The sequence below is a fragment of the Bacillus sp. FSL R5-0709 genome, assembly GCF_038004785.1.
Classification (GTDB): domain Bacteria; phylum Bacillota; class Bacilli; order Bacillales; family Bacillaceae_G; genus Bacillus_A; species Bacillus_A mycoides.
In genome coordinates, this window is sequence record NZ_JBBORT010000001.1 from 4,379,577 (window position 1) to 4,404,450 (window position 24,874).

The following is a 24,874-nucleotide window of genomic DNA, read 5'->3' on the forward strand; positions in this document are numbered from 1 at the left end:
TGAAAGCGTATTTTCACTATCAAAATAGTGTTTTTCGCTTATCGTTGCGCTAGCGGAACGTACACTTGATGTGTCGGTCCATCATAATCAGCACGCGGACGGATTAAACGGTTGTTTTCATATTGTTCTAGAATATGAGCTAACCAGCCTGACATACGGCTAATTGCAAAGATAGGTGTAAATAAGTCATGGTCAATTCCTAAACAATGGTATACAGAAGCTGAATAGAAATCAACATTTGGTGGAAGACCTTTTTCTTTTGTTACAATGTCTTCAATTTTGATAGACATATTATACCATTTGTCTTCTCCTAAAAGCACGCATAATCTCTTAGACATTTCGCGTAAGTGTTTCGCGCGTGGATCACCATGCTCATATACGCGATGACCAAATCCCATAATTTTCACTTTATTTTGAAGAGCATTATGAATATATGATTCTACATTTTCTTCTTCGCCAATTTCAGTTAACATCTTCATTACATTTTCATTTGCCCCGCCGTGAAGAGGACCTTTTAATGCACCGATTGCTGCTGTAATACCAGAATACACATCTGAAAGTGTAGCTACGCAAACACGTGCAGTAAATGTAGAAGCGTTTAACTCATGATCGGCATGAAGTACAAGTGCCTTATCAAAAGCCTCAATTTCAACTTCATTTGGCTCACGATCATTTAACATGTACAAGAAGTTTGCAGCTAATGATAGATCTTTTCTTGGCTCAACAACATCTAAACCTTTGCGAATTCTTGCATAAGCCGCAATTAAAGTTCCGACTTGAGCCTGTAATTTAACCGCTTTCAAATAATTAGACTTTCCATCCATTATTTCAGCGCTCTCATCATATAATGATAGCATGGAAATCGCAGTTCGTAAAACCGACATCGGGTGCGCGATTTTTAAATCTACTTGTTTCAAATATGTTAAAACCTCACCTGGTACCTTATAGTATTCAGATACTGTTCCACTAAATTCCGCTAGTTCTTTTTCGTTAGGAAGCTTGCGGTGCCATAATAAGTACACTACTTCTTCGAACGTAGCATTCTCAGCTAAATCATCAATATTATACCCAACATAAGTTAATGTATCATCAATAATAGAGCTCACAGATGATGTTGTTGCTACTACCCCTTCTAAACCTCGAATAACAGTCATGACATTCTCTCCTTTTCCTGAAAATTCTCCCAACCTTGCTCCTTATATCTATTTGCTCCCCTTATAAATTATGAACGCTCGTTCACTCTTTAGGCAAGCAAAATGCACGTTCATGCAAATTTATTGCGATGTTCCCCTCTTTTTGTCCATTGCTTACATGGAAAGCATGAGCGTGAATGTCTCCCCGAATCCTCACGCTCAGAACAACAAGTTAGTGAGGAAAATGAATTCCGAAGAGTTTATGATAAAAACAACATAAAACAATATCATTATAAAATTGTTTTATGTTGTTTTTATTTTATCTGGTGTAAAGTCTCTGCTGTTATGTAACTTTTCAAAGTTTCTAATCCTATTATAAACAATTATCTGACTTTTGTGAACAGAAAGAATTCAAAAATTTTATATTACTATAAAATTCCTTATTTAAACATCTGTATAATACTCATAACTGCATAGGCAATTCCAGCCCCAATTAATGGACCTACAGCGACTCCATTAAATAAAGCTACAGCTATAATTGTCCCAAAAACAAGTGCGGTTGTAATATGTGGGTCCGTCGTCAATAATTGTACGCCGCCTTTCGCTAACAAAGCGACCGCCACACCTGAGGCTAAAGCAATCCATGCATAATACGATTTCGCTGCTTCTCCGAGTTGTTTAAAGCCTATTTCCCCTGTCGCAATCGGTACGAGCACTGCTATTGTAATGACTGTTACACCAAGGTTAATCCCTTTCGTTTGTAGATAAGGAAAGACTTTATCTCCTAAAAACGTAAATTTCAATAAGAATAACACTCCAATAGCTACAGTAAGCGATTGGTTTTTAGCAATAAGTCCTATAATAAGTAGTATGAATAAAAATAACGTTGACTGACTAATCATGTTTGCACTTCCTTTCTGAAAATAATGAACTCGCTTCCAAACAAAAATACCTTTAAACCTATCGTTATACATGCTATATCGATGCGTATTTACCAATTATAATAAAGAAACAAATTGATTTTCATGCGCATTTCAAAATTACAAACAAGACTTTAACCAGAAAAAAATAAAGCATGCATATACATTTAAAAGCGGATGTCTCTCCTTTCTTTTATAATAAGAAACAGGTAAAATAAAAAGGAGAGAAAATGAAGTTTTTACCATATAGTAGAAGCATCACCAACAAGCTTCTGTAGTCATTAATCCGCTGCAGAAGCAGGCTAAATCCATCATTCCACTATAACATAAAGTGAAACTTTGATCAGTGAATCTCACTAGTTATAAGTTGAACGAATTAGGATAATCCAAATTGGAATGGGAGGTATACATCTTTGAACCGAAACTTACTATATATGATATTACGACTCATATTTGTCATTGTAGCAACGGTAGTTGGGTTCTATGCATTGCTGTACATGTCAGGTCTTATCTACCCTTTTATTATCGCTTTTGCATTCGCTTATTTGATTAATCCTGTCGTCAATTTCCTTAATCAAAAACTACAATTCCCTCGCGCATTAGCGGTACTCGTTAGCTTAATTCTCGTATTCGGAGCTATCGTTGGACTTGTTACATACCTTGTAACTGAAGCAATATCTGCCACAACGTACTTACTACAAATTGTTACAGTTAAGTTTCCAGATATCGTTGCATTCGCCCAACAATTTGCACTTAATCATATTATGCCTCTCTATGATGATTTAATCTCTAAATTTAATCATCTCGGAGAACCACAGCGATACACTATTACACAAAACATTCAAAACTTAGGCACCGAAGCAACGACACAAATGAAAGAACTTTTAACCGCCATTATAAGTGGGTTAACAAATTTCATTAGTGCATTACCAACAACTTTAACTGTCCTTGTCTTCGTCTTATTAGCCACCTTCTTCATTAGTTACGATTGGCACCGTCTTGCTCATAAAGTAAGAAAACTTCTACCTAATCGTTTGCATGGATACGGAAAAACTATTTTTGTCGATTTAAGAAAAGCTTTGTTTGGTTTTGTTAAAGCGCAACTTACACTCGTATCTATGACAACTATCATTGTACTAATCGGCCTTTTAATATTACGCGTGCCATACGCAATTACTATCGCGATTATTACAGGGGTTGTAGATTTACTCCCGTATTTAGGAACTGGAGCCGTATTCGTTCCTTGGGTTATATACGTATTTTTCACAGGCGATACTGCATTCGCCATCGGTCTTCTCATCCTATACATCGTCGTGATTGTCCAAAGACAAATCATGGAGCCAAAAGTACTTTCATCTAATATTGGACTAGATCCATTAGCGACACTCATCGCTCTATTTGTCGGCTTTAAGCTCTTTGGTTTTTTAGGATTAATCATCGGTCCAGTCATATTAGTACTACTTAATACATTACACAAAGCTCATGTATTCCACGACTTATGGAAATTCATTAAGGGTTCACCATCAAAATAATATTTCCTAATTCATACACAATAAAAAATCAACTGTAATCAGTGGGAAATTCCCACTGATTACTCACTGTACTTTTTTGTACTACCTACATCTATAAGAGAATTTCCCAAAAAAGGATAATCCTCTTATTTTTTTGCATAAAAACGCATATTTTAGGACGAAAATACATTTTTATTCTATATATTTTATAATTATTACTTACATTTATTACTTTTTATGTAAACGAATAAATATACAAAACGAGGCAGATGAACCCTTTAATCAGTAATTTTTCTTCTCCTGTCTAACTTCTGCTCACTAGTCGAATCTTACTACAAGCAAAAAACAGCATCCTAATGTAACACTTTTCATTCACAAGAACCCTCTGCATCCTATCGTTTAATAACTAACAAAAATCCAACCCGAGCAGGAAGCTAACGATTGACTATAAATAGCAAATAAAAAAATAACGCGTAGATCGCTATAATCTACGCGTTATTTCTGAACAATAATAGTAGTTCTCTTTCTAAATTTCCAATCAATCCACTTCATAACAGCCGGCTTCAATAAAGCCCTCGTTATAGGAACAACAAAGATAAAACCTATTATATCCGTCACATATCCAGGCAGTACTAAAAGAATACCTCCTACGAATATAAAAATACCATTTAGAACCGCATCACCCGGCATTTCTCCTCTATTTAGCCTAAATTGAATCTCTCTAAGTACTTTAAACCCTTGTCGTTTCGCCAAATATACACCCACAATACCCGTAAATACAATCATAGCGAACGTAGACCATAAACCTATTACATGACTCGATCCTATTAACACCGTAATCTCAATCGCCGGCACTAAAATAAGTAAGAACAGTAACCACTTCATAGCTCGCACTCCTTCATATTTCATTTAAAAGGTTTGAAAGTATCACCCTTGCAAAACCCCTTATAAGCCCCTTAAAACGCTCATACAAGCTTCATAAAGGACAAATAACCCTCTTCCACTAAACATTATAATAAACGTTTTTCAAAGCGATTTCAGGTATTTAAAGCTATCTCTATCCATTTTTGTGTAAAAAAAAGAGAAGGACTCCGATCCTTCTCTCCGTATTACTTCTTATAGCACTTCCGCATGTCCATTATAAACAATTCCGCGTGCTGCATCAACTGTTACTTCTTGGCCATTTTTTAAAGTTGTTGTTACGCCGTTTACACCAACGATAACAGGAATACCGATTGATACACCTACAACAGCTGCATGGCTTGTTAGACCGCCTTCTTCTACAACTAGAGCAGCAGCTTTTTCAATTGCAGGAATCATATCTTTATCTGTGCTTGTTGTAACAAGGATATCACCTTTGTTTACGTTCGCTACAGCTTCAGCAGCTGTTTTCGCTACAACTACTTTACCTTTTGCAGATTTACGACCGATTCCTTGCCCTTTAGCAACTTTTTCACCAACAACGTGGATTTTCATTAAGTTTGTTGTACCAGTTTCAGCAACCGGAACACCAGCAGTGATTACTACAGTATCTCCAAGTCCGATTAGACCCGCATCCATACCTGTTTGAATTGCTGTATCTAACATTTCGTCAGTAGAAGCTGCACGTTTCTCAGACATAAATGCTTGAACACCCCAAACAAGTGCAAGACGACGTCCTACTTGCTCGTCAGATGTTACAGCTACGATTGGAGATTTCGGACGGTATTTAGAGATCATTTTCGCAGTATGTCCACTTTCTGTTGGAGCTACGATTGCAGCTACATCAAGAGCAAGTGCTGTGTGCGCAACAGATTGGCTAATTGCATCTGTAATTGTTGGTGTGAACTCTTTAATACGTTTTTTGAACATATCTTCATATTGTAATGATTTTTCAACACGTACCGCAATGTTAGCCATCATTGTTACAGCTTCTACAGGGTATTGACCCGCAGCAGTTTCACCTGAAAGCATGATTGCATCTGTTCCATCGAAGATTGCGTTTGCTACGTCACTTGCTTCCGCACGAGTTGGACGTGGGTTACGTTGCATAGAATCTAACATTTGTGTTGCAGTAATAACTGGTTTGCCTAATACGTTACATTTTTTGATTAGACGTTTTTGTACTAATGGTACTTCTTCTGGTGGAATTTCTACACCCATATCACCACGAGCAACCATTAAACCGTCAGAAACTTCTAAGATTGAATCGATGTTGTCGATACCTTCTTGATTTTCGATTTTTGGTACGATTTGGATGTATTGAGCGTTATGCCCTTCTAATAATTCACGAATTTCTAATACATCAGATGCTTTACGTACGAAAGATGCTGCGATGAAATCAACTTTTTGCTCGATACCGAAAACGATATCTTGCACGTCTTTTTCAGTGATACCAGGAAGCTTAATGCTTACGTTTGGTACGTTAACACCTTTTTTATTTTTTACAGTTCCGCTGTTTAATACTTTTGTACGGATGTTTCCGTCAGCTTTTTCGATTACTTCTAGTTCGATAAGACCGTCATCGATTAGAATACGAGAACCTGGATCAACATCATCATAAAGACCAGCATAAGATACAGAGAACTTCTCTGCAGTTCCTAATACTTGTTCAGTAGAAAGAATTACTTCTGCACCTGTTACAAGCTCAGCTTGTCCGTCTACGAAGTCATGTGTACGGATTTCTGGACCTTTTGTATCAAGTAAGATACCAACTGTTTTACCAGTTTTCTTTGAAGCTTCACGAATATTTTTAATACGAGCTCCATGCTCTTCATGGCTACCATGAGAGAAGTTTAAACGAGCAACGTTCATACCCGCTTCCATTAATTGCTCTAATTTCTCAATACTTTCACTAGCAGGACCTATAGTACATACAATTTTAGTTTTACGCATATTGCACCTCCGAAAATTATGAAACCGTTCCCAAATACAAGGCATTAAGCCGATTAGATAGATAATTCTTTAGATAATTGATACATATCTTTATCGATTGTATGCTTTTGAGCTAACGCTTCGATAATGTCATGATCAACAAGTTTATTATTTTGAATACCAACACAACGTCCGCCATTACCAGCAATTAATAATTCAACTGCTCTTGCGCCAAGACGACTAGCTAATACACGGTCTTGTGCACTTGGTGATCCACCACGTTGTACGTGACCTAATACAGTTACACGAGTATCAAAGCTTGTTGCTTCTTCAATGTGCTTACCGATGTCAATTGCACTTCCAACACCTTCAGCTACAACGATAATACTGTGCTTTTTACCACGTTCACTACCGCGTTTCAGACGAGAGATAACATCTTCCATGTCATACTTTTCTTCTGGAATTAAGATAGTTTCTGCACCATCAGCTAAACCAGCCCATAATGCGATATCTCCAGCGTGACGTCCCATTACTTCGATAACATATGTACGTTCATGAGATGTAGCTGTATCACGGATTTTATCAATTGCATCAATAACAGTATTTAAAGCTGTATCAAAACCAATTGTGAAGTCTGTTCCAGGGATATCATTGTCGATTGTACCTGGTACACCTACACATGGGAATCCTTGCTCAGTTAATTTTTTTGCGCCTTGGTACGAACCATCTCCACCAATAACGACAAGTCCTTCAATACCATGTTTCTTTAATTGCTCGATTCCTTTTAGTCGTACTTCTGGGTCTTTAAACTCAGGACATCTTGCTGTATATAATTTTGTACCACCACGGTGGATAATATCGCCAACAGAACCAAGTTCTAATTTTTCAATATGACCAGAAATTAAACCAGCGTATCCATGGTAAATACCATATACTTCAATATCATGGAAAATCGCTTTACGAACAACTGCACGAATGGCAGCATTCATACCAGGTGAATCTCCACCACTTGTTAATACACCAATACGTTTCATTTGTACTCACCTCATAAAGATTATTTGCCTTATAATAAAATAACACGAAAAAATACAAAAACACAATGGAGAAGATGTGTCTTTTCATAATAAAAACGTGCATTCGCGAAGAGGAACGCACGCTTTTCTTATTTTATCCCAATGGAAGCGTTTGAAAACGAAACTTGCCCAATTTTCATATATTTTTCATAACGTTTTTCGATTAATTCATCTTTCGAAATTCCGCTTAATTGTTCAAAAGTTTTCTTAAGCATTAAATCTATATTTTCTGATTGTTTCAAAACATTACGATGTGCTCCGCCTTTTGCCTCTGGAATAATTTCGTCAATTACACCTAATTCTTTCAAATCTAATGCTGTAATTTTCATCGCTTCTGCAGCTTCTTTTGCTTTACCAGCATCTTTCCAAAGAATCGCCGCCGCACCCTCTGGTGTAATAACAGAATAAGTGGAATTTTCCAGCATATGAATGTAATCTCCTACTCCAAGACCTAACGCACCACCGCTACCACCTTCACCGATAACGATACAAATAACAGGTACAGTTAAACCCGCCATTTCAAATAAATTACGGGCAATTGCCTCACTTTGTCCACGTTCTTCAGCTGCTTTACCAGGATAAGCTCCCTTCGTATCGATGAAACAAATAATGGGACGATTAAACTTTTCCGCTTGTTTCATTAGACGCAGTGCTTTTCGATATCCTTCTGGATGAGGCATCCCAAAATTACGACGAATATTTTCTTTCGTATCTTTTCCGCGTTGGTGCCCAATTACAGTTACGGGCATCCCCTTATATTTCGCAATGCCGCCGACAATCGCTGCATCGTCGCCAAATAGGCGATCTCCATGACATTCAAAAAAATTAGTAAATAAGTGCTCAATATAATCGAGCGTTGTCGGTCGTTCTGCATGACGAGCAATTTGAACACGGTCCCATACTTTCATATTGCCGTATATATCTTCCTCTAGTTTTTCTAGCTTGTCTTCCAAAATACGAATCTCCTCACTGAAGTCCATCTGGCTGTTTTTCGTATAGTCTTTCAGTTCACGAATCTTATTTCTTAGCTCAACAACTGGTTTCTCAAATTCTAGCTCTGCCATACAGCCATTTCCCCTCCTTGATGAACTTCTAAAATCTTACGGAGTGATTCTCTCATATCATCACGATGCACCACCGCATCTAATTGACCGTGCTCTAGTAAAAATTCTGCCGTTTGGAAATCTTCCGGCAGTTTCTCACGCACTGTTTGTTCAATTACGCGTCTACCAGCAAATCCGATAAGTGCACCTGGCTCTGCAAGATTGTAATCACCAAGTGAAGCGAAACTCGCTGAAACCCCGCCCGTCGTTGGGTGAGTCATAACAGAAATAAATAACCCTCCTGCATTACTATGCTTTTTCAAAGCTACGCTTGTTTTTGCCATTTGCATTAAACTTAATATCCCTTCTTGCATACGAGCACCACCCGACGCAGTAAAGATAATAAATGGAACTTGTAAGTCGTATGCCTTTTCAACCGCACGGGCAATTTTCTCTCCTACAACAGAGCCCATGCTGCCCATTCGAAAACGAGAATCCATTACTGCAACAACAACAAGCATGTCATCAATTGTTCCTTCACCAGTTACAACCGCTTCATTCAATTTAGTCTTCTTACGATCGTTTTCTAGTTTCTCTTCATATCCCGGAAACTCAAGTGGATTTAGTGAAACCATCTCTTTGTCATACTCACGAAATGAACCTTCGTCCAATATACTATCAAGGCGTTCCCATGCATTCATCGGATGATGATATCCACAATTCACGCATACTTTTAAATTTTTAAGAAGCTCTTTCGTATACATGATTTTTTTACATTTCGGACATTTTGTCATAACGCCATCTGGTACATCTTTTCGTACTTGTTCTGAAGGTATTGCAGCGTACTTTTTCTTTTTCACGAATAAATCTCTTAGCACAATTTGACCCCCTTCATTGAGAGCTAAGGTTAGCGTAAGAAGAAAATGGGGCTAACACCAATGTTTGATGTTAGCCTTATCTTCTCAATCTGTCTAATAACCTCTCTCTTTACGTTTAACTTTAACCGCTATGCGGTAGAATGTTTGTCATAACGTGTCATGGTCATTTCGACAAATTTTATACATTACGAGTGAAACTGTATATTCTCTACTAATTCATCGTAAATTTTTAACGCATCATTTTCTTGTTTCACTTCCAAAGTAGCATAAAGCTTTCTATACATTTCGATAGAATCTCCTGAAACTTCACAAGAAAGAGTTGCAACGTAATCATTTACGATCATCCAAATGCGATAGAGTAAATAATTATTGAATTGTTCAATAAGTGTTTTAAAGAACGTTTGATGAAGCACCGGAATTGAGCTTTCATTTTCTTCAAGCACTTGGTGTAATTTACTTAGTACTTCAGAAAACGTTTCTTTCGGTAAATTACATACAAGTCGAATCATATCTTTCTCAAGCAATCGTTTTGTTTGTAATAAATCACGAATTGTTTTCTCATCTTGCAGCAAGAACGGAGCAATTAATTGTACAAGACCGTTATCGTAAAAGTTTCGAATAAACGTTCCCTCACCACGTCTCGTTTCAATTAATCCTACCAGTTCTAACGCACGTAATGCTTCTCTTACAGAGGAACGTCCAACATTTAAGCGTGAACTTAACTCACGCTCAGATGGCAACCGATCCCCTGCTACTAAACAATCCTCTTCCATAATGGAACGGATTTTTTTTACAATTTCGAGATATACTTTTGTATTTGATGATGTCAATGGAAATTCCTCGCTTATTCTTTACCAATCAGCGCTAATTGTTTTGTTTTCTCAGCGACTTCATTTGGATCTACTTGACGGCGAGCTACTCCTGTCTCCATTGCTGCTTTCGCAACGTAAGCCGCTACTTGAGGCGCTACACGCGCGTCAAATGGTGCTGGAATGATATGATCTGCATTCAACTCATCCTCTGATACAAGCTCTGCAATGGCCTGTACAGCTGCCATCTTCATTTCTTCATTAATTTGTGTCGCATGTACATCAAGTGCACCGCGGAAAATACCTGGGAACGCTAGTACATTATTTACTTGGTTCGGGAAGTCAGAACGACCTGTTCCAACAACAGCTGCGCCCGCTGCTTTTGCCAATTCTGGCATAATTTCTGGAACCGGATTCGCCATTGCAAAAATAATTGCATCGTCATTCATTGTACGAACCATCTCTTCAGTTAATGCACCTGCTGCAGATACACCAATGAATACGTCCGCACCTTGTAAAACATCAGCTAAAGAACCTTCTATACGACTCTTATTTGTATATTTTGCAACTTCATCTTTCACCGGATTCATACCGACAGGACGACCTTCATAGATTGCACCTTTACGGTCACACATAATAACGTCACGTACACCATAGCGATATAAAAGTTTAATGATTGCAATACCTGCTGCACCTGCACCATTTGCGACAACTTTAATGTCAGACATTTTCTTTCCAACTAACTTCAGCGCGTTCACAAGGCCTGCTACTGTTACGATAGCTGTTCCGTGTTGATCATCATGGAATATTGGAATGTTTGTCTCTTTTTTCAAACGTTCTTCAATAACGAAGCAGTTTGGCGCTGCGATATCTTCTAAGTTTACACCGCCAAAAGTTGGCTCCATTAATTTTACAGTTTCAACAATTTTATCTACATCGTTTGTATTTAAGGCAATCGGGAATGCATCTACACCAGCAAAGCTCTTGAATAATACAGCTTTACCTTCCATTACTGGAAGAGATGCTTCAGGTCCAATGTTACCAAGACCAAGTACAGCCGTTCCATCTGTCACAACTGCTACCATATTTCCCTTCATTGTATATTCATATACCTTACTTTTATCGTCATAAATTTCTTTACAAGGCTCTGCAACCCCTGGAGAATATGCAAGACTTAAATCTTTTGCATTTTCTACTTTTACTTTTGATACAGTTTCTAATTTTCCTTGATGCACTTTATGCATGTGAAGTGCTTCTTCACGAAGTGTTGACAAACTATCCACTCTCCTCAAATTATGCTTGCTGATATCAATTTCTCCAAGTGGTCTGACCACGAACACTACTACTATAATAATCGAAGTGTAGGGAAATTGTCCATTATATTTTCACAACGACATTTTCGTCACCGACAATTTCACGAAGTGCTCCTAGACATTCTTCACTTGGATGAATCGATAAACTTCGAGATAATTGTACCATTTTATGTTCCTTTTCATAATAAATTAGTACTTTCGTAAAACCTGAATAATCAAACAATATTTTGGTAACTTGATTTACAAGCTTTTTTTCATATTGAGACGGCAATTTCACGTAAACAGACGCTTCTTTCATTCCTTCATAAACATCCATTTCTTCTAGCGGATATAGTCCATTCACGATCCATTGCAACTTATGATTTCTTTGCTCGATCGTACCATCAACTAAAACGATTGCACCTTCTTGTAACCTGTCTGAAAAATGTATATACGTTTCTGGAAAAATAACGGCTTCCATTTCATCATTTTGATCACAGAATGTAATAAACGCCATCTTTTGCAACTTTTTCGTACGAATAACTTTCACACTTGTTATATATACGATCGCTCTTTGTACTTTTTTCTTATGTCGCATCGCCTGAGCAAGAGATGGAATTTCTAATTCTTTTCCTAGTTCCGCATACTGCGCTGTCGGATAGCTAGATAAATAAAAACCGAGTGCTTCCTTCTCTTTATTTAACTGTTCAATAAAGGATAGCTCTTCTCCTTGTACGTATTTTGATTTCGGAACAGCATCCCCTAAATCAAAATCACGTGCAAGATTTGCATACTCCAACGCTCCTTTAAGACTTCTCCATAACGTCGTCCTCGAAACACCAAAACCGTCAAAACAACCAGACCAGACAAACGCTTCTAAATTTCGCTCTGTTACAAATTTTGATGGCATACGAAGACAAAACTCAAATAAATCTTCGAACATTTTTTCCTCTCGTTCTTCGAGTAATGCCGTCACGGTAGCCATTCCGATATTCCGAATCGAAAGTAAACTATATCGAATCGCATTCCCTTCTATTTGGAAGTTGTAACCACTTCTCTGAAGAGACGGCGGTAAAACGTGAAAACCTTTCCGCTTCGTTTCTCGTACATACTGCACAATCTTATCTTCATTTCCAATTGCACTTGATAATAACGCAGTCATAAATTCCAGCGTATAATTTGCTTTTAAATATGCAAGCTGATATCCGATCATACTGTAAGCTACAGCGTGACTTCGGTTAAAACCGTAATTCGCAAATCTTACAATTAAATCATAAATTTGTTCTGAAGATGTCTCATCGTATCCGTTTTCCAAACAACCTTGAACAAAATGCTTACGTTCTTGATCTAAAATATCACGATTCTTTTTACTCACTGCACGGCGCAGCAAATCCGCTTCTCCAAGCGAAAATCCAGCTAACTTCGATGCGATTTGCATAATTTGTTCTTGGTATACAATTACGCCGTATGTTCTTTCTAAAATCGGCTTTAAATCCGGATGTAAATATTCAATTCGTCTTTTCCCATGCTTCGATTCAATAAAGGTTGGAATTTGTTCCATCGGTCCTGGTCTGTATAACGAGTTAACAGCGACTATGTCTTCAAATTCATTCGGTTTTAACCCACGAAGTACATTTCGCATACCACCTGATTCAAGCTGGAATACACCTGTTGTATCCCCTCTTCCTAACAATTGAAACGTCTTTTCATCTTGCAGAGGTAAATTTCTTATATCAATTTGTTTCCCAGTTTTTTCAACAATAAATTTTATAATATTTTCAAGTAACGTTAAATTACGTAAGCCTAAAAAGTCCATCTTGAGCAATCCAAGTTCTTCTAATGCATCAGCTGGATATTGCGTAACATAAACATCGTTATGCCCTTCTTGAATCGCTACACTTCCCGTTAACGGTTCTTGGCTCATAATAACGCCAGCTGCATGAATAGACGTATGACGCGGTAATCCCTCTACACGTTTTGCAATTTCAAACACACGCTCATGTAACAGATTCCCTTGTATAAACTCACGGAGCGATTGCGATTCCTCATATGCATCTCTTAACGTTATACCAAGCTTTGATGGGATAAGTTTTGAAAATATGTCAATATCTCTTGGCAGGAGCCCCATTACACGAGCAATGTCTCTAATTGCGGCTTTCGCTGCAAGAGTTCCGAACGTTACAATTTGAGCAACACGAAGCTGACCATATTTATCTTTCACATATCGAATCATCTCATCACGTCTTATATCTGGAAAATCAATATCAATATCTGGAAGTGTCACACGTTCAGGGTTTAAAAACCTTTCAAATAATAATTCATATTCAATCGGATCAATATCTGTAATTTCCAATACGTAAGAAACGAGTGAACCAGCTGCCGATCCACGGCCTGGCCCAGTTAAAATATGATTTTCATGTGCATATTTCATAAAGTCCCATACGATGAGGAAATAATCGCTAAATCCCATACGAGAAATAACATTTAATTCATGATCCAAACGTCCTATATGCGCTTCTTTCGGCGTACCATAGCGTTTCTGCAAGCCTTCTTCACAAACACGGCGCAAATACGTATCATTCGTCTCGTTAGATGGAACAGGAAATTTCGGTAATTGATTTACATGGAAAGGAATTTCTACTTGGCAACGTTCCGCGATTGTTATTGTATTTTGAACCGCTTCCTCAGCATGAGAAAATAGTGCTCCCATTTCATCCGATGACTTTAAATAATACTGATCCGTTTTCATTCTCGGTCTATCTGGATCAGTCATTTTCGTTCCGCCTTCAACAGATAATAAACATTCATGAACAAGTGCGTCACTTTGATTAATATAGCGAACATCATTTGTTGCAACGACTGGAACGTTTACCTTATTAATAAATTCAGGCAGTTTTTCTTGTAAAAGCAGTTCATCTTGAATTGCATGATGCTGCAAACTTATATAAAAATTGCTGAACATATTTTGATACGTATGAGCTACTTCTTCAGCCTGACTCTCTTTGTCTTCTAATAATAGCTGTTCAATCTCTCCGTCTTTCCCTGGTGAAATTGCAATTAACCCTTTCGCATAATGAGCAAGCCACTTCTTCGGGATACCTTCTTTTGACTTCGTCATAATGCTGCTAGAGATCTTTAATAAATTTTGATAGCCTATTTCATTCTCAGCAAGTAAGACAAGTGGATAAGACCTTTCTTCTTCTTCACTAAAAATAGAAGCTGTTAAGCCGATAATAGGCTGTATACCATTTTTCTTGCATGCTTTATAAAACGGAATAACTCCATACATAACATTTTCATCTGTAATGGCCAGCGATGAAAATCCAAGCTCTTTCGCCCGAATGACAAGCTCATCAATTTTACAAGCACTTTTTAATAAACTAAAAACGGTTTGACATTGTAAATGCACAAACTTCACTGTTGTACCCTCTCTTTACCTATGTGACTACTTTTATTATAGGTGATGAGGAAAGCGGAAATCAAAACATACTTCTCATACTTTGTCCATATATATGAAGAAGAAAGGGGAATGACGATGGATGTAAGAGAACATACTTTTTTCTCTCTGCTTATTATTAGTTATTTTATTGCCTTTGGAGTTATACTTGGTGGTTCATTAATAGGCGGATTTGGTGCATTTCTCATCGGAAAACCAACTCTAACTTATATTAATCAATTCGCCCAAAATTTAAGAATTTGGGCACTCGTTGCAGCAATTGGCGGAACGTTCGATACCTTTTATAGCTTTGAAAGAAGCTTCTTTGGCGGAGATATGAAAGATATCGTAAAACAAATTCTCCTTATTTTTTTTGCAACTGGCGGTATGCAAACTGGTCTTATTATTATTAAATGGCTTACACAGGAACATGTATGAGAGTACCCAGTGCCAATACAGCCAAAAGGTGGTATTTAGTTTTAGCTGGCGCTGCTGTTGGAGGAGTATTGAGCTGGTTTGTTTTTTTGTACATATACGGTGTATTTCAAGAAGAACAAACTAGTAAAATAGCAGAACAAAAAGAAATTATCGAAAAACAAGAAGCAAAACTCCACGTCCTTCTCGAAGACCAAGAGAAATTGAACACAGAAAATAAACGGCTCTTAACAATTCAAGAAATCAAAATAAAAATTATAAATCGAAAAAAATATGATTTAGACAATCTTACACTTGAAAACATGACCACTTCTATCCATAATGATCTCCAGCATCTTTTAACGAAAAACATTCAAAGCATCGCAAAAAATAAAGACCTGCTCAAAAAAGTCATCGAAAATAAAACGTACAAACATTACGATCGTATATACCGCTTTAAAGTAGACACAGTCTCTTTTGATACCGTACTTGAAATTAGTATTGATATAGAGAAAGAAAAATAAAAAAAGGAGGGCTTCTGTGCCTCTCCTTCTCTTTCGTTCAACATACAATTTTTATCTACACAGCTCACGTAAATCAGCAAACAGGCGATCTGCTTCTTCCCAAGAAGATGCTTTTGCACCAGAAGCCATCGGATGTCCTCCGCCATTATATTGCATTGCTAACTTATTAATAACTGGTCCTTTTGAACGAAGACGAACACGAATAACATCATCTTCCTCTAAAAATAGAACCCATGCCTTTAATCCATCAATATTACCAAGTGCTCCGACAACACCAGATGCTTCAGTAGAAAGTACATCAAACTCTTCTAATACCTCTTTCGTTAATTTAATGTACGCTGCACCTTCTTCTACCATCGTAAAGTTTTGTAAAATATAACCGTTTAAACGAGCAATTTTTTCTTTCGTCTTATACATTTCATTGTATAAATCTGTGAATTTCACATCCATGTCAACGAGCTCACTTACGTAACGAAGTGTTTTCGCTGTTGTATTTGGGAATAAGAAACGACCTGTATCTCCAACAATACCCGCTAAAATAAGGCGAGCTGCTTCCTTTGAAATCGTTAATCCTTTATCTTTTCCATAACTGTAAAATTCATAAATCATTTCACTTGTAGAACTTGCTGTCGTATCCACCCATGTAATATCTCCGTACGGGTCTTCATTTGGATGATGATCAATTTTAATTAACATCTTTCCTTTTGCATAACGCTGATCACAAACACGCTCTTGGTTCGCTGTATCACAAACGATAACAAGTGCATCTTCATATACACTATCTTCAATATCATCCATTACTCGTAAAAACGATAAAGAAGGCTCGTTGTACCCAACCATATAAATATTTTTCTCTGGAAACGATTCTTGCAGAATTGTACCAAGTCCGCACTGAGAACCTAACGCATCCGGATCCGGACGTACATGACGATGAATAATAATTGTATCAAACTCTTTAATTGCTCCTAAAATTTGCTCATGCATATGTATAATCTCCTTTTTATTCAACTTCTTCATTTTATCCCGCATTAACGTGTAGTAAGACTCCCACCTCAAAAGTATTAAAAACAATGGGGCAAAATTAATTTGGAGCCTGGATGCACGTAAAAGCCCGATTGGTGAGGGCTAATAATTAGCACGTGGGATCTCCCCACACTAATTAAAGTTTCACTTTATCCCCCATTATAACGGAAAACATTTCATACATGCGAACAATTGCTTTATAATAAAAGTTAGAAAGTTTAGATTTTTCTTTTTTCTAAATTGTTATTTTTATACCAATCGATGGGAGCGTGTATTATGCCAGTATTCGTCTTTTGTATTATCATCTCATTTGTGTTGTACCTCTTCTATAAAACAAAATTCTTTCGTACAGACCGTCCAATGGAGAAAGGTTGGCTCTCTGGAAAATCCGCAATGGCACTCGGCTTATTCGTCCTATTCTTTGGGATAAACCAATTCTTTTTAGAACTTTCAACTGCACGCATTATCGTTGGTGTTTTGTTTATGTTACTTGGCAGCGCGAGTACATTTAATGGATTCCGCCAATATAAACATTTTCTACCATTAGCAGTCAAAGAAGCCGAATCTTATAAAACAACGTAAAAAAAGCATCAACATTGTGATGCTTTTTTACGTCCCTTCACTTTCAAAATCATATATGCAACAAACGCAGATGGTATATTAAAGGGATTACCTTGCACGTGAAAATGTAATTGTTCTTCTCCAAAAGACATCTGTTTGTATAGTTCTTGCTGAGATAATCCTGTTCGTTTCTTTTTTTCATTTAATCCTTGTAAGTATAAGTATTGAATTGGTATCATCACAAGGAAATAAAAGAGTGCGATACCACCAAAAAAGAGTAATTCTGATGACATATTGCATCCCCCTTCCGACATCCATTATCTTACAATCTAATTATATCATAGTATACACTCTAAACGGATTAATATTCTGTTTTTTCTAATTATACAATCATCTCTCCTTATATATATATTTCCAGCTAAAACTCCTCCACATCTTTAGCAACAGCTTCAAAACCCAATAAAACAAAAAAGATGGAACAAACCAAAGCGATTTGTTCCACCTTTTTATTTATCGATTAACTGCACCATAAGTAATGCTTTCCCGACAACATTACCTTCATGATGTACTTCTACATCAACCTTACCAAATTTACGGCCAATTTCTAATACTTTCGGATGAACCGATACAACATTATCAATTTGAACCGGTTTTACGAAATAAATTGTTAAGTTCTCAACAATTGAATCGCTCTTCTTCTGCGCACGAATGACGCGGTTTGTTGCTTCTGTCACAATTGTTGTGAATACACCGTAAGATAACGTCCCGATTGAATTCGTCATTTGTGGTGTCACTGAAAATTGATATAAATGCTCATTTTTTGCTTCTTTCGGCGTCATAAATTGATTCGTTACAATGTCATCAATCGTTTCACCAACTTGTGGTTGACGCTGAATCATCTGCAAGGCCTGAAGTACATCTTGACGACTAATGATACCTTGCAATTTATTTCCATCCTCCACAACAGGAAGTAATTCAATACCTTCCCACACCATCATACGTGCTGCAGCTGCGACAGACATTTTTCCGTTTACCGTAATAGGGTGTTTCGTCATAACTTTATCAATCGGTGTTTCTTTCGCAACACCAATCATATCTTTCGAAGTTACGATACCTAACACCTTTTTATTTTCATCCACAATTGGATAACGTCCATGCATCGTCTCTTCATTGTACTCATGCCATTTCTGCACTATGTCACTAGGCTTTAAATATAGTGTTTCTTCAATTGGTGTTAAAATATCTTCAACTAGTACAATTTCTTTCTTAATAAGTTGATCATAAATTGCACGGTTAATTAACGTTGCGACCGTAAATGTATCATAACTACTCGAAATAATTGGCAATTTCAATTCATCTGCTAACTTTTTCACATGCTCTTCTGTATCAAATCCACCTGTAATTAATACAGCAGCCCCTGTTTCTAATGCTAATTGATGTGCGTTCGTACGGTTACCGATGATAAGTAAATTCCCTGCTTCTGTATAGCGCATCATCGCTTCTAATTTCATAGCCCCAATTACGAATTTATTTAATGTTTTATGTAGTCCTTCTCTGCCTCCAAGTACTTGACCATCGACAATGTTAACGACTTCTGCATATGTCAGTTTTTCGATATTCTCTTTCTTCTTTTGTTCAATTCGAATTGTTCCGACACGTTCAATTGTACTAACATATCCTTTATTTTCTGCGTCTTTAATTGCACGGTAAGCGGTCCCTTCACTTACACTTAAATCTTTCGCAATTTGCCGCACAGAAATTTTATGCCCTACTGGCAGGCTATTAATATGTTCTAAAATTTGATTATGTTTGGTAGCCAAATGGTTTCACCATACTTTCTTTTCCCTAAATTCTTCATGTGTTGTATTTTCAGTATACTATATTTCCAAAACTGTTACACTCTCTCTTTGTATGTCTGTACTATTTTTTTTATAACAAAATGCTCCTTACATTACACCAGTCATTCTATTACAACAATGTAATGGTATTGTCATCTCGTTCGATGTTTTGTCCACACGCTTCAATATACAATTAAGACAAGAAATGAAACAAAGGAGCGAATACATTATGAAAAAGTTTTTAGAGGTTATAGGTGCTGTGTTTTTAGCTTTCGTAGATGGGAAAAAAGTTGCGATGGAATTGAATGAAACACCTGAACAGCCACGTACAAAACGAGAAGAATCAGCTAAACAAATACAGGCTTTAAAAACTGTACTACACACATAAAAAACCCTTCACTTGTCATTTCAAATGAAGGGTTTCTTTTTTATAGTGTAATACTTTCTCCAGCTTCTAATACTTTCCCTGTACAATTTTGTAGCTTTCCTACAAATTGATATGGATCTTGTTCAATAACTGGGAACGTATTGTAATGCATCGGTACAACTGTTTTCGCCTCTATCCATTTTGCTGCTAACACAGCATCTTCTGGCCCCATTGTGAAATTATCGCCAATTGGTAAAAATGCTAAATCAATATTATTCAGTTCTCCAATTAACTTCATATCAGAGAATAAAGCAGTATCTCCTGCATGATATACCGTTTTCTCCTCTGCTGTAAACAAAATACCAGCTGGCATACCTGTATATGTAATCGTCTTATTTTCTTCATCAATATAACTAGAGCCGTGGAATGCTTGAGTAAATTTCACTTTTCCAAAGTCAAATTCATGTGAACCTCCAATATGCATTGGATGTGTATTTACACCTTGCCATCCTAAAAATGTTGCTAGTTCAAACGGTGCTACTACAACTGCATTATTTTTCTTCGCAAGCTCTACTGTATCCCCAACATGATCACCATGTCCGTGCGATAAAATAATCGCATCAACTTTTACATCTTCAGCCTTTAAATCTGTTTTCGGATTTCCCGTTAAAAATGGGTCAATTAAAATAACTTTTCCATTCGTTTCAATCTTTACAACTGAATGCCCGTGATACGATACTTTCATCATTACATTCCTCCCCTATTCACATTCACACTTTTTATTCTACATGATTTCTCAATTCCCTGTCTTTTCTAACATCGATTTACTTGTCATAACGCTTTCGTCCGATGTAAAGTTATATTTGTAATTAAATATCTCGGGGGTGCCAATCGATGAATGCTAGATTAGAAAATTTAATGCAATGGCTAAAAGAAAAAAACGTAGAAGCTGCGTTCTTAACTTCTACACCGAACGTCTTCTACATGACAAACTTCCACTGTGAACCACATGAAAGACTACTTGGTATGTTTGTATTCCAAGAAAAAGAGCCTATTTTAATTTGTCCTAAAATGGAAGAAGGCCAAGCACGTAACGCTGGCTGGGCACATGAGATTATCGGATTTACTGATACGGACAGACCATGGGATATGATTGCAAAAGCAATTAAAGATCGTGGTATTGATGCAAATGCAGTTGCAATTGAAAAAGAACATTTAAACGTAGAACGTTACGAAGAATTAACAAAGTTATTCCCAAATGCAGCTTTCAAATCAGCTGAAGAGAAAGTTCGCGAACTTCGCTTAATTAAAGACGAAAAAGAACTTTCTATTTTGCGTGAAGCGGCTAAAATGGCAGATTATGCTGTTGAAGTTGGTGTAAATGCAATTAAAGAAAATCGTAGTGAGCTAGAAGTATTAGCAATCATTGAACACGAATTAAAAACAAAAGGCATACATAAAATGTCATTTGACACGATGGTATTAGCAGGTGCGAACTCTGCTCTTCCACACGGTATTCCAGGTGCAAACAAAATGAAACGCGGTGATTTCGTACTATTTGATTTAGGTGTAATCATTGAAGGTTATTGCTCTGACATTACGCGTACAGTAGCATTTGGTGAACTTTCTGAAGAACAAACTCGCATTTACAACACTGTACTTGCTGGACAACTACAAGCAGTTGAAGCATGTAAACCAGGCGTTACATTTGGTGCAATTGACAACGCCGCTCGCTCTGTTATCGCAGATGCAGGTTATGGAGACTTCTTCCCACACCGACTTGGTCACGGACTTGGAATTAGCGTACACGAATATCCAGATGTAAAAGAAGGCAATGAGTCTCTATTAAAAGAAGGTATGGTCTTCACAATCGAGCCAGGTATTTACGTACCAAACGTAGGCGGCGTTCGTATTGAAGATGATATTTACATCACAAAAGACGGATCAGAAATCTTAACGAAGTTCCCGAAAGAATTACAATTTGTGAAATAAGAAAAAAGGTAGCGTGATCGCTACCTTTTTATTAAAGAAGGCCCTTTAAAAAGTGCCTTCTTCTATCTCACTAATATTTATTTGAAATTTCACGATCCATACTGAGAAAAGGTGCACAAGAAACGCAAACACCATACATGCTCCGCTTAAAAAAGTTAATATAGGATGCGAATACACATGCCCTAATCCATAAGATGCTCCTACGAAAAACATTGTTATGTAAATATAAATTGCTCCATGTATTTGCCTCATATAAGCCTCCTTTTCCCATATTATAACATAAATTTTCTGATTATTCACATTAATTAACTGTAATTAATATTTCTCCACTGTTACACCTCTAACAGCCGCTTTAATATATGGGGCTCCTTGTAAACCTTGTAAATCCTCTGTTTTCCCTGTTACAACTACACCGTATATTGGTAGGTCTTTTGGTTTGATGTTTTTTATTTCTTTATAATATTGTTCAAAATAATCACTTGGTATACCTTCACTATTTTTTGCTAAAGACTTCATTTGGTACAGAAACTCTTTTGAGTTTATTGTTAAATCATTTTTCACACCTTCTGTTACTTTTGCATAACTCCCTTCAAATCCAAAAAAATTTTCATAATAAAAAGCACATATATTTTAATTTTTTAACATACAAATCAATTTTTTCGAAATAAAAACTTCCACTCATTTAAAAGATATATTCTCATAATATCTTTATGATTTAGTTGTCATAATAATTGAACGTGGATAAAATCCCAGCTTTTGATAAAACGATACAGCTTCATTTCCGTACACTACTATTAATTCAATGTCATCTACTTGCTTTTCTTTAAACCATTCCACTGCACTATTCATTAATTTCAAACCGAATCCGTTTCTTCGATATTTTTCATCAACAAATAAAACTTCAATCTTCCCACTTACGCTTTTACTATACGCTATACAAAAGCCTAATATATTATCTGTTTCTAACTCAATCAATAGTTCAATTCTATATTCTCCGTACTTTGAATTTTTTTTATAATCTTCAATACGTTCCTCAAATGTCATTCTTGGATAATCACCAGAAAAATATTTTGATTTACTGTTATGATATTCATGCAATTTATCTAATGAGTCTCTGATTATTTCTATTTCATTGAGAGTGATATATTTATGACTAATTCGCATCTTACAGCATCCCCAATAATATATATTTCACAAAAAAAGAGGATGGTTTATCTTTACAAAATACTACTCTATTATTTCATCGCTTCTTTCACAACATCTTGAATCATAACGACTTCCGTCTTCAGATCGACAGCCAGTGCTTCTTCATCAATACATTCATACCAAAACGCTAAGTGCTTTTTATCAATTGCATGATGAGAATTTTCGACATGAGCCCCGCCTTCTCCTTGCACAGAATACCAATATAAGTACTCTTCTCCATCTCTTATTTCCCGGAAAATTGTCTCTACATACATCTTTTCGTCGTTTAATGTCAAAAGCACTTCTTTCATATTATCATTAAGAAGCTGCATCCATTCATCTACGCGATGACTTTTACCTGGCTTGACTTTGAATCTTGTTAATTCTACGTTCATCTTTTATTCCCCCATTTTCTTGCGGACAAACAAAACATATTCTACTGGATTATGGAAGCTTAATTTACTAGCTAATTTTTGCGAGGGAATATTATCTACATTACAATCCCAGCATGGTGTAATATGATTTTGTATACACTGTTCAATGAAACGTGTTGCGACAGCTTGAGCTAACCCTTTCCCTTGATGTGCTTCATGTGTTGCAATATCAATTTCAGCAAAACCATTCCCTCTAAATATTGAGACGCATTCGGCTACAATCATCCCATCTTGTTCTATACAAAAACCAAAGCCGTTATTTAAAAACACTTCTTTTGATCCCCAATATTCTTTATAATAATCCTCTGTAAATTCATTACTTCGTTCTATATCACTTTTATCAATACGTTTAATTTCATATGTATTTTTATTTAATTCTATTTTTCTATCTTCAAAAACTTCTCTTTGAAATTGAAATGTCATTCGTGGGATGTTCCGAAATGCATTACTAAAACGCTCTTCTAACATCATTTCCCACTCGTCACTCGAAGTGAACAATGTAAATCTCTTCTCTGTTTTTTCAATAGCCATTTTTAAATATGCAAATAAATATTCGTTATAATTTTGATCATCCGTATCACCAAATAAATAATAGATACCATTAGCTGTACGAATTAGTCCTGCTGTTAACTTCTCGTTTGCAAAAACTTCACCATCTATCATTTGATCACATACCGCATGAGCAAAGGTTGTTGTCCTTGTATGACCTTCTAAAATCGGAAGGATTTTTCTATACTGGGCTACAGATAATTTTTTCATAATTGCTCCACTTTAATCGTATCCGCCTCTATATTTTCAAAACAAAGATTTACCGTTCTCTTGAATGCTCTCGTTCTATGAATTGTTCCTGCTGGAATTAAGATGGAATCGTTCGGTTTTAAAATTGCTGTCTCCCCATCTTGAAAATCAATAAGTAATTCTCCCTCTAATACAATGAATAATTCGTCCGAATTAGAATGATAGTGCCAATCATATTCACCAGTAAATACGGCGATTCGTAAGCAATGATTATTTACATTTGAAACGACGAAGTTTTTATGTTGTTCTTGAATGTCCTTTGTTAATTCTAATAAATTTGCAGTTTCCACCTTTTGTCTCATCCTTTCATTAGTCGTTCTTCTGAAAAACTAACTTAGTCTCCACCACCTCCGCAATCTCCTCCACCATCACTTGAGCTGCTACAATCGTTGCTACTGTAGTCACCGAATCCACTTGATGAGCTTGAATCGGATGAAGATTTTTTTCTCTTTTTTCTTTTCCTATCTCTCTTACTTTCATAACTAGGCCATACTTTATGAAAGAATATAACGAATAAAACCAATTCTATTACAACAAGGATAAAAACTAGACTACTCTCAATAATATTAGGAGTTATCTCAAAACTGTAAAACAGTCCAAATGAATACATACACAAAATCACATACAGAGCCATACAAATATACCGAAATGTTTTTTCTATCATAATGACTACTTTTTTTGAAAGAGGTATGTTCTGTTCCTGTTTTTTCTTTATATACTTTTGTCTTTTAGCTTGCTTTTTCTTACTCTTTTTGCTCCCCATTGAATCTCCTCTATCGACTTTCATTTT

26 protein-coding genes and 1 pseudogene are annotated in these 24,874 nt (G+C 36.5%); 6 read left to right on the plus strand and 21 right to left on the minus strand.

Annotated elements, in window-relative coordinates:
• Window positions 1–38: 38 nt before the first annotated feature.
• Both citZ and MKX37_RS22410 read right to left on the minus strand, forming a co-directional pair.
• Window positions 39–1,154 carry a citrate synthase gene (citZ, locus tag MKX37_RS22405; protein WP_012261808.1) on the minus strand — a complete coding sequence of 372 codons (1,116 nt, stop codon included), beginning with the start codon at window positions 1,152–1,154 and terminating at the stop codon, window positions 39–41.
• 419 nt (window positions 1,155–1,573) lie between these two features.
• Window positions 1,574–2,035: a DUF441 domain-containing protein gene (locus MKX37_RS22410; protein WP_000625507.1), complete on the minus strand. Its 462-nt coding sequence runs from the start codon at window positions 2,033–2,035 to the stop codon at window positions 1,574–1,576.
• Between the two features lie 431 nt (window positions 2,036–2,466).
• Here MKX37_RS22410 and ytvI point away from each other — a divergent pair, with 431 nt between their 5' ends.
• Window positions 2,467–3,585 carry a sporulation integral membrane protein YtvI gene (gene ytvI, locus MKX37_RS22415; RefSeq protein ID WP_002129361.1) on the plus strand — a complete coding sequence of 373 codons (1,119 nt, stop codon included), beginning with the start codon at window positions 2,467–2,469 and terminating at the stop codon, window positions 3,583–3,585.
• A gap of 474 nt (window positions 3,586–4,059) precedes the next feature.
• Here ytvI and MKX37_RS22420 read toward each other — a convergent pair whose 3' ends face one another.
• The 8 genes from MKX37_RS22420 to dnaE form a co-directional block, all read right to left on the minus strand.
• On the minus strand, window positions 4,060–4,449 hold the full coding sequence (locus MKX37_RS22420) for an FxsA family protein (RefSeq protein WP_002129362.1): 390 nt from the start codon (window positions 4,447–4,449) through the stop codon (window positions 4,060–4,062).
• A gap of 231 nt (window positions 4,450–4,680) precedes the next feature.
• Window positions 4,681–6,438, minus strand: coding sequence for a pyruvate kinase (pyk, locus tag MKX37_RS22425; RefSeq protein WP_002015497.1), 1,758 nt, complete (start codon window positions 6,436–6,438; stop codon window positions 4,681–4,683).
• 53 nt (window positions 6,439–6,491) lie between these two features.
• A complete protein-coding gene (pfkA, locus tag MKX37_RS22430; RefSeq protein ID WP_002015498.1) occupies window positions 6,492–7,451 on the minus strand; it encodes a 6-phosphofructokinase in 960 nt (319 codons plus the stop codon).
• A gap of 128 nt (window positions 7,452–7,579) precedes the next feature.
• Window positions 7,580–8,554 (minus strand): acetyl-CoA carboxylase carboxyl transferase subunit alpha, encoded by a 975-nt coding sequence (gene accA, locus MKX37_RS22435; RefSeq protein WP_000818787.1) that lies wholly within the window; start codon window positions 8,552–8,554, stop codon window positions 7,580–7,582.
• A complete protein-coding gene (gene accD / locus MKX37_RS22440) occupies window positions 8,542–9,411 on the minus strand; it encodes an acetyl-CoA carboxylase, carboxyltransferase subunit beta (RefSeq protein ID WP_002015500.1) in 870 nt (289 codons plus the stop codon). Before accD ends, accA begins: the two co-directional genes overlap by 13 nt.
• A gap of 185 nt (window positions 9,412–9,596) precedes the next feature.
• Window positions 9,597–10,241 carry a FadR/GntR family transcriptional regulator gene (locus tag MKX37_RS22445; protein WP_002129364.1) on the minus strand — a complete coding sequence of 215 codons (645 nt, stop codon included), beginning with the start codon at window positions 10,239–10,241 and terminating at the stop codon, window positions 9,597–9,599.
• A 14-nt stretch (window positions 10,242–10,255) separates the two neighbouring features.
• Window positions 10,256–11,464 carry an NAD(P)-dependent malic enzyme gene (locus MKX37_RS22450; RefSeq protein WP_161793975.1) on the minus strand — a complete coding sequence of 403 codons (1,209 nt, stop codon included), beginning with the start codon at window positions 11,462–11,464 and terminating at the stop codon, window positions 10,256–10,258.
• Window positions 11,465–11,597: 133 nt separating this feature from the next.
• Complete coding sequence (gene dnaE / locus MKX37_RS22455) at window positions 11,598–14,930, minus strand: DNA polymerase III subunit alpha (protein WP_033707218.1); 3,333 nt, start codon at window positions 14,928–14,930, stop codon at window positions 11,598–11,600.
• 42 nt (window positions 14,931–14,972) lie between these two features.
• Between dnaE and MKX37_RS22460 the strand changes: the two genes are divergently transcribed.
• Both MKX37_RS22460 and ytrI read left to right on the plus strand, forming a co-directional pair.
• Window positions 14,973–15,386 (plus strand): YtrH family sporulation protein, encoded by a 414-nt coding sequence (locus MKX37_RS22460; RefSeq protein ID WP_002015507.1) that lies wholly within the window; start codon window positions 14,973–14,975, stop codon window positions 15,384–15,386.
• Window positions 15,383–15,886: a sporulation membrane protein YtrI gene (gene ytrI, locus MKX37_RS22465; protein ID WP_002088948.1), complete on the plus strand. Its 504-nt coding sequence runs from the start codon at window positions 15,383–15,385 to the stop codon at window positions 15,884–15,886. Before MKX37_RS22460 ends, ytrI begins: the two co-directional genes overlap by 4 nt.
• Window positions 15,887–15,937: 51 nt before the next feature.
• On the opposite strand, the gene MKX37_RS22470 is transcribed toward ytrI, so the two are convergent.
• The gene (locus MKX37_RS22470; RefSeq protein WP_002167586.1) at window positions 15,938–16,870 is read right to left on the minus strand and encodes a DHH family phosphoesterase; all 933 of its coding nucleotides are present in this window, start codon (window positions 16,868–16,870) and stop codon (window positions 15,938–15,940) included.
• A 315-nt stretch (window positions 16,871–17,185) separates the two neighbouring features.
• Between MKX37_RS22470 and MKX37_RS22475 the strand changes: the two genes are divergently transcribed.
• Window positions 17,186–17,491: a YtpI family protein gene (locus tag MKX37_RS22475; RefSeq protein WP_078421844.1), complete on the plus strand. Its 306-nt coding sequence runs from the start codon at window positions 17,186–17,188 to the stop codon at window positions 17,489–17,491.
• An 8-nt stretch (window positions 17,492–17,499) separates the two neighbouring features.
• On the opposite strand, the gene MKX37_RS22480 is transcribed toward MKX37_RS22475, so the two are convergent.
• Entirely contained in the window at window positions 17,500–17,763 is a 264-nt protein-coding gene (locus MKX37_RS22480) for a DUF3949 domain-containing protein (RefSeq protein WP_002034294.1), read from the minus strand.
• Window positions 17,764–17,976: 213 nt separating this feature from the next.
• The gene (locus MKX37_RS22485) at window positions 17,977–19,290 is read right to left on the minus strand and encodes a DRTGG domain-containing protein (protein WP_002034295.1); all 1,314 of its coding nucleotides are present in this window, start codon (window positions 19,288–19,290) and stop codon (window positions 17,977–17,979) included.
• 247 nt (window positions 19,291–19,537) lie between these two features.
• Between MKX37_RS22485 and MKX37_RS22490 the strand changes: the two genes are divergently transcribed.
• A complete protein-coding gene (locus MKX37_RS22490) occupies window positions 19,538–19,696 on the plus strand; it encodes a hypothetical protein (protein ID WP_002184837.1) in 159 nt (52 codons plus the stop codon).
• A gap of 40 nt (window positions 19,697–19,736) precedes the next feature.
• Here MKX37_RS22490 and MKX37_RS22495 read toward each other — a convergent pair whose 3' ends face one another.
• On the minus strand, window positions 19,737–20,420 hold the full coding sequence (locus MKX37_RS22495) for a metal-dependent hydrolase (RefSeq protein ID WP_002129370.1): 684 nt from the start codon (window positions 20,418–20,420) through the stop codon (window positions 19,737–19,739).
• A 149-nt stretch (window positions 20,421–20,569) separates the two neighbouring features.
• Between MKX37_RS22495 and pepQ the strand changes: the two genes are divergently transcribed.
• Window positions 20,570–21,667, plus strand: coding sequence for a Xaa-Pro dipeptidase (gene pepQ, locus MKX37_RS22500; protein ID WP_002184836.1), 1,098 nt, complete (start codon window positions 20,570–20,572; stop codon window positions 21,665–21,667).
• 45 nt (window positions 21,668–21,712) lie between these two features.
• On the opposite strand, the gene MKX37_RS22505 is transcribed toward pepQ, so the two are convergent.
• The 7 genes and pseudogenes from MKX37_RS22505 to MKX37_RS22535 form a co-directional block, all read right to left on the minus strand.
• On the minus strand, window positions 21,713–21,919 hold the full coding sequence (locus tag MKX37_RS22505; protein WP_002129372.1) for a hypothetical protein: 207 nt from the start codon (window positions 21,917–21,919) through the stop codon (window positions 21,713–21,715).
• Window positions 21,920–21,982: 63 nt separating this feature from the next.
• Window positions 21,983–22,273, minus strand: a pseudogene (locus MKX37_RS22510) (anti sigma factor C-terminal domain-containing protein); the annotation flags it as partial.
• A gap of 102 nt (window positions 22,274–22,375) precedes the next feature.
• Window positions 22,376–22,831: a GNAT family N-acetyltransferase gene (locus MKX37_RS22515; RefSeq protein WP_016120885.1), complete on the minus strand. Its 456-nt coding sequence runs from the start codon at window positions 22,829–22,831 to the stop codon at window positions 22,376–22,378.
• A gap of 71 nt (window positions 22,832–22,902) precedes the next feature.
• On the minus strand, window positions 22,903–23,247 hold the full coding sequence (locus MKX37_RS22520; RefSeq protein WP_016120886.1) for a DUF6176 family protein: 345 nt from the start codon (window positions 23,245–23,247) through the stop codon (window positions 22,903–22,905).
• A gap of 3 nt (window positions 23,248–23,250) precedes the next feature.
• A complete protein-coding gene (locus MKX37_RS22525; protein WP_002129377.1) occupies window positions 23,251–24,045 on the minus strand; it encodes a GNAT family N-acetyltransferase in 795 nt (264 codons plus the stop codon).
• The gene (locus MKX37_RS22530; RefSeq protein ID WP_016120887.1) at window positions 24,042–24,374 is read right to left on the minus strand and encodes a cupin domain-containing protein; all 333 of its coding nucleotides are present in this window, start codon (window positions 24,372–24,374) and stop codon (window positions 24,042–24,044) included. The genes MKX37_RS22525 and MKX37_RS22530 overlap by 4 nt, the downstream gene beginning before the upstream one ends.
• Before the next feature lie 44 nt (window positions 24,375–24,418).
• Entirely contained in the window at window positions 24,419–24,847 is a 429-nt protein-coding gene (locus MKX37_RS22535; protein ID WP_002129381.1) for a hypothetical protein, read from the minus strand.
• Window positions 24,848–24,874 lie beyond the last annotated feature (27 nt).